This is a genomic window from Streptomyces sp. NPDC051909 (genome assembly GCF_040681095.1).
Lineage (GTDB): Bacteria > Actinomycetota > Actinomycetes > Streptomycetales > Streptomycetaceae > Streptomyces.
On the sequence record NZ_JBFAYA010000034.1, the window covers coordinates 45,259 to 51,817 of the forward strand.

The 6,559-nt window shown below is 70.7% G+C and carries 7 protein-coding genes and 1 pseudogene; 7 read left to right on the top strand and 1 reads right to left on the bottom strand.

The genetic code is table 11. The features are described from left to right. Positions 1–142 precede the first annotated feature (142 nt). From AB0M18_RS33145 to AB0M18_RS33165, 5 genes and pseudogenes are all read left to right on the top strand, one after another. A complete protein-coding gene (locus AB0M18_RS33145; RefSeq protein WP_365764609.1) occupies positions 143–715 on the top strand; it encodes an FABP family protein in 573 nt (190 codons plus the stop codon). 296 nt (positions 716–1,011) lie between these two features. Then, a pseudogene (locus AB0M18_RS33150) lies at positions 1,012–1,983 on the top strand (transposase); the annotation flags it as partial. Positions 1,984–2,081: 98 nt separating this feature from the next. After that, positions 2,082–2,276, top strand: coding sequence for a hypothetical protein (locus tag AB0M18_RS33155; protein ID WP_365764627.1), 195 nt, complete (start codon positions 2,082–2,084; stop codon positions 2,274–2,276). Positions 2,277–2,323: 47 nt separating this feature from the next. After that, complete coding sequence (locus AB0M18_RS33160; protein WP_365764611.1) at positions 2,324–2,761, top strand: transcriptional repressor; 438 nt, start codon at positions 2,324–2,326, stop codon at positions 2,759–2,761. Positions 2,762–2,770: 9 nt separating this feature from the next. Beyond that, on the top strand, positions 2,771–3,736 hold the full coding sequence (locus AB0M18_RS33165) for a folate-binding protein (RefSeq protein ID WP_365764613.1): 966 nt from the start codon (positions 2,771–2,773) through the stop codon (positions 3,734–3,736). 8 nt (positions 3,737–3,744) lie between these two features. Here AB0M18_RS33165 and dtd read toward each other — a convergent pair whose 3' ends face one another. Continuing rightward, positions 3,745–4,170, bottom strand: coding sequence for a D-aminoacyl-tRNA deacylase (dtd, locus tag AB0M18_RS33170; RefSeq protein ID WP_365764615.1), 426 nt, complete (start codon positions 4,168–4,170; stop codon positions 3,745–3,747). Positions 4,171–4,311: 141 nt separating this feature from the next. Between dtd and AB0M18_RS33175 the strand changes: the two genes are divergently transcribed. Both AB0M18_RS33175 and AB0M18_RS33180 read left to right on the top strand, forming a co-directional pair. Beyond that, a complete protein-coding gene (locus AB0M18_RS33175) occupies positions 4,312–4,968 on the top strand; it encodes an ABC transporter substrate-binding protein (RefSeq protein WP_365764617.1) in 657 nt (218 codons plus the stop codon). 143 nt (positions 4,969–5,111) lie between these two features. Next, on the top strand, positions 5,112–6,362 hold the full coding sequence (locus tag AB0M18_RS33180) for a GNAT family N-acetyltransferase (RefSeq protein WP_365764619.1): 1,251 nt from the start codon (positions 5,112–5,114) through the stop codon (positions 6,360–6,362). Positions 6,363–6,559: the final 197 nt, after the last annotated feature.

Here is a 6,559-nt window from a genome sequence, read left to right on the forward strand (position 1 = left end):
CGTCTTCTTCGAAACCCTGCTGGCGCTCGTCTGCGTCGCGGTTCTCGCCTTCGCCGGTCTCGCCGTGAAGAAGCTGTACCAGGGCCAGCGCTAAAAAACCGAGCGCAGACAACCGAACGAGAACAGATCGCCTGAGCTGCTCATGATCCAGATCCCGTCCGACCTCAACCCGGACCTCGTCCCCCTCGCGTTCCTGCTGGGCACGTGGGAGGGCGCGGGCGTCTCCGACTTCCCCGGCGCCGAGAAGTGCAACTTCGGCCAGACCGTGACGTTCAGCCACGACGGCCGGGACTTCATCGAGTACCACTCCCACACCTGGGTGCTCGACGCCGAAGGCAAGCAGGTCCGCCCGCTGGAGAGCGAGAGCGGCTACTGGCGCATCGACAAGGAGCGCCAGGTCGAGATCGTCATGGTCCGCGACCAGGGCGTCGTCGAGGTCTGGTACGGCGAGCTCGCCGACCAGAAGCCGCAGATCGACATCGCGACCGACGCCGTCGCCCGTACCGCGGCCTCCGGCCCGTACAGCGGTGGCAAGCGCCTGTACGGCTACGTCAAGGGCGACCTGATGTGGGTCGGCGAGAAGGCCACCCCCGAGGTGCCGCTCCGCCCCTACATGTCGGCGCAGCTCAAGAAGGTCGTCACCCCGGAGGAGGTCGCCGAGATGGCGCGCAACCTCCCCGACATGCCCGACGACGGCATCGCCTTCTTCAAGTAGGACAAGCGCTCTTCCCGAGGGCCCGCCGGCCATTGCCGGCGGGCCCTCGGGCGTACCCGCACGAGAAGCCCTCCATGCGCCCGCCTGTGGTGGTGGAACGCTGTTTCGACAATCACTCGTTGCCGAACTGATGACAGAAATGCGCATGAATATGCGCATTGCAGCCAGTATGCGAAGAGCTCTGCCATCGAGGCTCCGCGATCCAAATCGGCGGATAGTGTCACGGCGCGGTTGAGCCGGGCATGCCCGGTCGCCGATTCGTCGGGATGGGGCACAAGGTGGGATCGGGAGGGGTGATGAAGCGCCAGCGTGGTCACAAGGCCCGGCTCTGCCTCACCCCGGCTCAGGCATCGGCGGCCGAGGCGCAGGGGCATGCGGCCCGTGCGCTGTGGAATCTCGTGCATGACTGGTGGACGATGCTTTCCAAGGAACGCCGTAGCCTGGCCGCCGCCGATGCGGTGATCCGGCAGGGACGCAAGGACCTTCCCTGGCTCGGCGTCCTGCCTGCTCAGGCGGCGCAGGCCGTGCTGAAGACGTACTTCCAGGCATGGAGGAACTGCTGGGCGGGCCGTGCCAAGGCCCCTGCCTTCAAGGGCCGTTTCCGCTCGCGCATGGCCATCGATATCCCGCAGGGCCGTGACCTCCAGGTCGTCAGGTTGAACAGGCGCTGGGGGCGTATGTGGGCGCCGAAGATCGGCCACGTACTGTTCCGCTGGACCAAGGACCTCCCCGTCGGCAGGCACGCAGGCAAGGGCGACAGGCTCACCGGGGCCCGGCTGGTGAAGGAGGCCGACGGCTGGTACGTCGTCTTCCGCGTCCAGCGAGAGGTACCCGAACCGGCCGCGCACAGCGGTCCGACCGTGGGCATCGACCGCGGCATCGCCAGGCCCCTCGCTTTGTCGGACGGCACTTTCCGCGAACACGGCCCCTGGCTCACCGCGGGTGAGGCCAAGAGGCTGCGCAGGCTGGAGAAGGCCACGGAGCGCAGGCGCCGGGCCCGCACATCCAGTGAGCGGAACTCGCGTCGGCTGACGCGTGCGTATGACCAGATCGCCAAGCTCCGTGCGACAGCCAAGCGCCGAGCGGTCGACTGGCAGCACAAGACCACTACCGGCATCGCCGAGGGCTTCTCGCGTATCGGGGTGGAAGACCTGGCCGTCCTCCACATGGTCAAGTCCGCCCGGGGAACCGTGGAAGCCCCTGGCACCCACGTCCGTCAGAAGGCAGGGCTCAACCGGGCGATCACTGCGGAAGCCTGGGGGAGGACGGTGACGATGCTGGAGTACAAGGCCGCCGAACGTGGTGGCGTCGTGGTCAGGGGGTCCCCGCCCCGAACACCTCCCGCCGCTGCTGGGCCTGCGGCTGCATCACGCCGGGCAGCCGGGAGACCCAGGCCCGCTTCGTGTGCAAGAACCCCGGGTGCGGGTTCGAGGCCAACGCGGACACCAACGCAGGGCGCAACATCGATCACGCCGCCGGGCAGGCGGTGTCAGGACGTGGAGACCTCGGGGACACCCGGTCTGCGAAGCGTCAACCACCCTTCAGGCCGCACGCGGCCTGAGAAGGGAGTCCGTCCCGCGCACGGGCGGAGGATGTCAAACTGGGGGCGTGGTGAGCACCGACTGGAAGAGCGATCTGCGGCAGCGCGGCTACCGGCTGACGCCTCAGCGTCAGCTTGTCCTGGAGGCCGTGGACACGCTGGAGCACGCGACCCCGGACGAGATCCTCGTCGAGGTCCGCAAGACGGCGTCCGGCGTGAACATCTCCACCGTCTACCGGACCCTGGAGCTCCTGGAGGAGCTCGGGCTCGTCAGCCATGCCCATCTGGGGCACGGCGCGCCGACCTACCACCTCGCCGACCGGCACCACCACATCCACCTCGTCTGCCGGGACTGCTCGGAGGTCATCGAGGCGGATGTGGAGGTGGCCGCCGAGTTCACCGGCAAGCTCCGCGAGACCTTCGGTTTCGAGACCGACATGAAGCACTTCGCGATCTTCGGCCGGTGCCAGGAGTGCGTACAGAAGGCCACGGCCACGGAGTCGTAGGCTTTTCCCATGAAGAGCCCCTTGCTGTCCCTGCCCGGCGCCGTCCCCGCCGAAGGCCGTGACGAAGGCGTCGCCGCGCACTACGGCGACCTGTTCCGCGAGCAGCGGACCCTCGCCGACGGCACCGGTTTCGTCGATCTCTCGCACCGCGGTGTCCTCACCGTCACCGGCTCCGACCGGCTCGGCTGGCTGCACCTGCTGCTCACCCAGCACGTCAGCGACCTGCCGGCCGGTCAGGCCACCGAGGCGCTGATCCTCTCCGCGAACGGGCACATCGAGCACGCCCTGTACCTCGTCGACGACGGCGAGACGGTCTGGGCGCACGTCGAGCCGGGCACGCAGGACGCGCTTCTCGCGTACCTGGAGTCGATGAAGTTCTACTACCGGGTGGAGGTCGCCGACCGAACCGAGGACTTCGCCGTCGTCCACCTCCCGGCCGGTTCGATCGCCGAGGTGCCGGACGGCGTGGTCGTACGGGAGACGGCGTACGGCCGCGACCTGTTCCTGCCGCGCGGAGACCTGGAGGCCTTCGCCGGTACGCACGGGCCGGCGGCCGGTGTCCTCGCGTACGAGGCGCTGCGGGTCGAGGCGCACCGGCCGCGGCTCGGCTTCGAGACCGACCATCGGACCATCCCGCACGAGATCGGTCTGATCGGCAGCGCCGTGCACCTGCAGAAGGGCTGCTACCGCGGCCAGGAGACGGTCGCCCGGGTGCAGAACCTGGGCAAGCCGCCGCGCCGCCTGGTCTTCCTGCACCTGGACGGCAGCGAGGTGCTGCTGCCCGGGCCCGGCACGCCGGTGCGGCTCGCCGCGGACGGCGAGGAGGGCCGCCAGCTGGGCTTCGTCACCAGCTCGGCCCGGCACCACGAGCTCGGGCCGATCGCCCTCGCCCTGGTGAAGCGGAACGTGCCGGTGGACGCCGAGCTGATCGCCGGGACGACGGCCGCCGCGCAGGAGACGGTCGTCGAGCCGTAGCCGTACGGCTACACCTCCACCAGCACCGTGAACGGGCCGTGATTCGTGAGCGAGACGCGCATGTCCGCTCCGAACCGGCCCGTCTCCACGTGCGCGCCCAGCTGCCGCAGCTGCGCCACCACCTCGTCGACGAGGGGTTCGGCGACCGGGCCGGGCGCGGCCGCGTTCCAGGTGGGGCGGCGACCCTTGCGGGCGTCCCCGTAGAGGGTGAACTGCGAGATGACGAGCAGCGGCGCGTTCACGTCGGAGCAGGACTTCTCGCCGTCCAGTACCCGGACGGACCAGAGTTTTCTGGCCAATTGCGCCGCCTTCTCGGGGGTGTCGTCATGGGTCACCCCGACCAGGACGCACAGCCCCTCGCCGACGATCTCTCCGACGGTCTCCCCTGCGACGACGACGCTCGCGCCGTCGACCCTCTGCACCACTGCTCGCATACCGACCAACCTACCGATCCGCCCGGCGGCCGACACGGGGAGGGCCGAACGGGTGCAGAGCGCCTGCGTCCGCCCGGTCCGCAGTGGCACCATGCGTGTCAGGCGGTGCGGCCGACCGCACCGGTCGAGGGGACGATTCACATGAGTGCACCTGGCACCGGGCACACGCCGTCCGGTCCCGTACCGCTGACCACCACCCGCTCAGGCATCTCCGGCCCCGGAACCGGACCCGGACCCGGCCCTGGACCGGGTGGCGCCGTCGGGCGACCGCCCGTGCAGCGGACCGCCGAGCCGGAGCTGCCGGACGGGCCGCAGCCGGATCTCGGGGGGCTTCGGCTGCCCGAGCTGCGCGCGCTGCGCCGCGACGCGCAGGGTGACGAGGCCGACCTCAGCTACGTACGGCGGATGCTGCAAGGCCGGATCGACATCTTGCGGGCGGAGCTTGCGCGGCGTACCGACCCGGAGACACCGGTCGTCGACCGGCTGTCGGAGATCCTCGCGGACACGCCGTCCCGGCCCGGGGCGGTGGCGCGCTCGGCGCGGCACGTGACGCTGTCGACGCCGCGCAGCGAGGAGTACCGGCGGCTGGCGTCCGAGATGCTGTCGGAGGTCGAGCTGTCGGACCTCACGGCGCGCACGGACGAGGAGCTGCACCTGGCGATGGGGCGGCTCGCGGGCTACGAGCAGCAGGTCTCGCGCCGCCGGCAGCAGCTCCAGCGGACCGCCGACGACTGCAGCGCGGAGATCGCCCGCCGCTACCGGGAGGGTGAGGCGCAGGTCGACGACCTGCTGGCGTGAGCCGTGCTGCCCTGACGCACGCGCGCGTGGAACTCGCGTACGGGAACTCGCGTACAGGAATCCGCGTGCGGACTCACGCGTGCGGACTCTCGCGTACGGAAACTCGCGTGCGGCGGTCGGGCGCGCCCGCATAGCCTCGAAGGATGAGCCTTGAGGTGCGCGCGATCGACGGTTCCGAGTTCCACGCGTGGCTGGTGGCCAGGCGGGTCGGCTTCCTCAACCCGCCGGTGGTCGCGGACGAGGAGGTCGCCGACCGGCTGCCGCACACCGACCTCTCCCGTACCTACGGTGCCTTCGACCGGGGCCGGATGGTCGCCACCTTCCTGTCCTTCGATCAGCGGCTGTCCACGGTCGGCGGCGCGGACCTCGCCGCGAACGCGGTCAGCGGGGTCACCGTCTCCCCGACCCACCGCAGGCGCGGCCTGCTCAGCCGGATGATGGCGGACGACCTGGCGCTCGCGAAGGAGCGGGGCGACGCGTGCGCGACGCTGATCGCGGCCGAGTACCCGATCTACGGACGGTTCGGCTACGGCGTCGCCAGCTGGACCACCGAGTGGCTGGTCGACGTGACCCGTTCCGGCCTCGACGGCCGCTGGTCCGGGCCGGGGGAGGAGGACGGCGGCGGGCGCATCGACCTCTCCGACGGCGCCGAGATCCGCAAGGAGGGCCCGGAGCTGCACCGCCGGCTCGCCGCGCAGCGCGCCGGGATCACCGACCGCACGGCGCGCGGCTGGGACGTCGGTACCGGTAACGCGTACCACGCGCACCCGTGGACCGAGCCGTTCTACGCGATCTACCGGTCCGCCGCCGGCGAGGTCGAGGGCTATGTCGCGTACACCTCCGACGACCAGTGGAGCGACCAGAAGCAGCCGGGCAACACGGCGAGCGTGCGCGATCTGATCGCGGTCACGCCGGCCGCCGAGCGCGCCCTGTGGCGCTTCGTCTGCTCCGTCGACTGGATCACCAAGGTGCGTACGGGCCACCGCGCGCCGGACGACGTCCTTCCGCTGCTCCTCCCGGACCCGCGCGCCGCGCAGGTCCTCACCCACGCCGACATGCTGTGGCTGCGGATCCTGGACGTGCCGAAGGTGTTCGAGCCGCGGACGTACGCGACGGAGGGCTCCCTCGTCCTGGAGGTGAGGGACGCGGCCGGTTACGCGAACGGGCGCTTCCGGCTCGACGCCTCTCCGGAGGGCGGCGCGTGCGCCCCGACCGGCGCCGCACCCGATCTGGTCCTGGACGTGGCCGAGTTGGCGACGCTGGCGCTCGGCGACGAGTCGGCGGTACGGCTGGCCGCGCTCGGCCGGATCGAGGAGTCGGCGGCGGGCGCGGCGGCGCGGGCGGACCTGCTGCTGCGCACCTCGCGGCGACCGTGGAGCATGGACATCTTCTGACCGAGGACGGGTGAAGACGTGTGAGGGGTGACCGTGTGGTGCTGACCCGTGCGGTGTCCCGGCTCGACGTGGTCCACCGGGAGGTGCTGCCGACCGCGCTCATGCGGTCCTACCTTGTTCGTGGGTTGGACGGGCCGTCGTAAGGTCCAGAGGCCCAGAGACACCGGGTATGGCTTTCATGCGGTTGCCCTCGATGG

Excerpts from the sequence above, each read along its gene's own strand:
- AB0M18_RS33145 (WP_365764609.1), top strand. The coding sequence starts at position 143 with ATGATCCAGATCCCGTCCGACCTCAACCCGGACCTCGTCCCCCTCGCG.
- AB0M18_RS33165 (WP_365764613.1), top strand. The coding sequence starts at position 2,771 with ATGAAGAGCCCCTTGCTGTCCCTGCCCGGCGCCGTCCCCGCCGAAGGC.
- dtd (WP_365764615.1), bottom strand. The coding sequence starts at position 4,170 with ATGCGAGCAGTGGTGCAGAGGGTCGACGGCGCGAGCGTCGTCGTCGCA.
- AB0M18_RS33175 (WP_365764617.1), top strand. The coding sequence starts at position 4,312 with ATGAGTGCACCTGGCACCGGGCACACGCCGTCCGGTCCCGTACCGCTG.
- AB0M18_RS33180 (WP_365764619.1), top strand. The coding sequence starts at position 5,112 with ATGAGCCTTGAGGTGCGCGCGATCGACGGTTCCGAGTTCCACGCGTGG.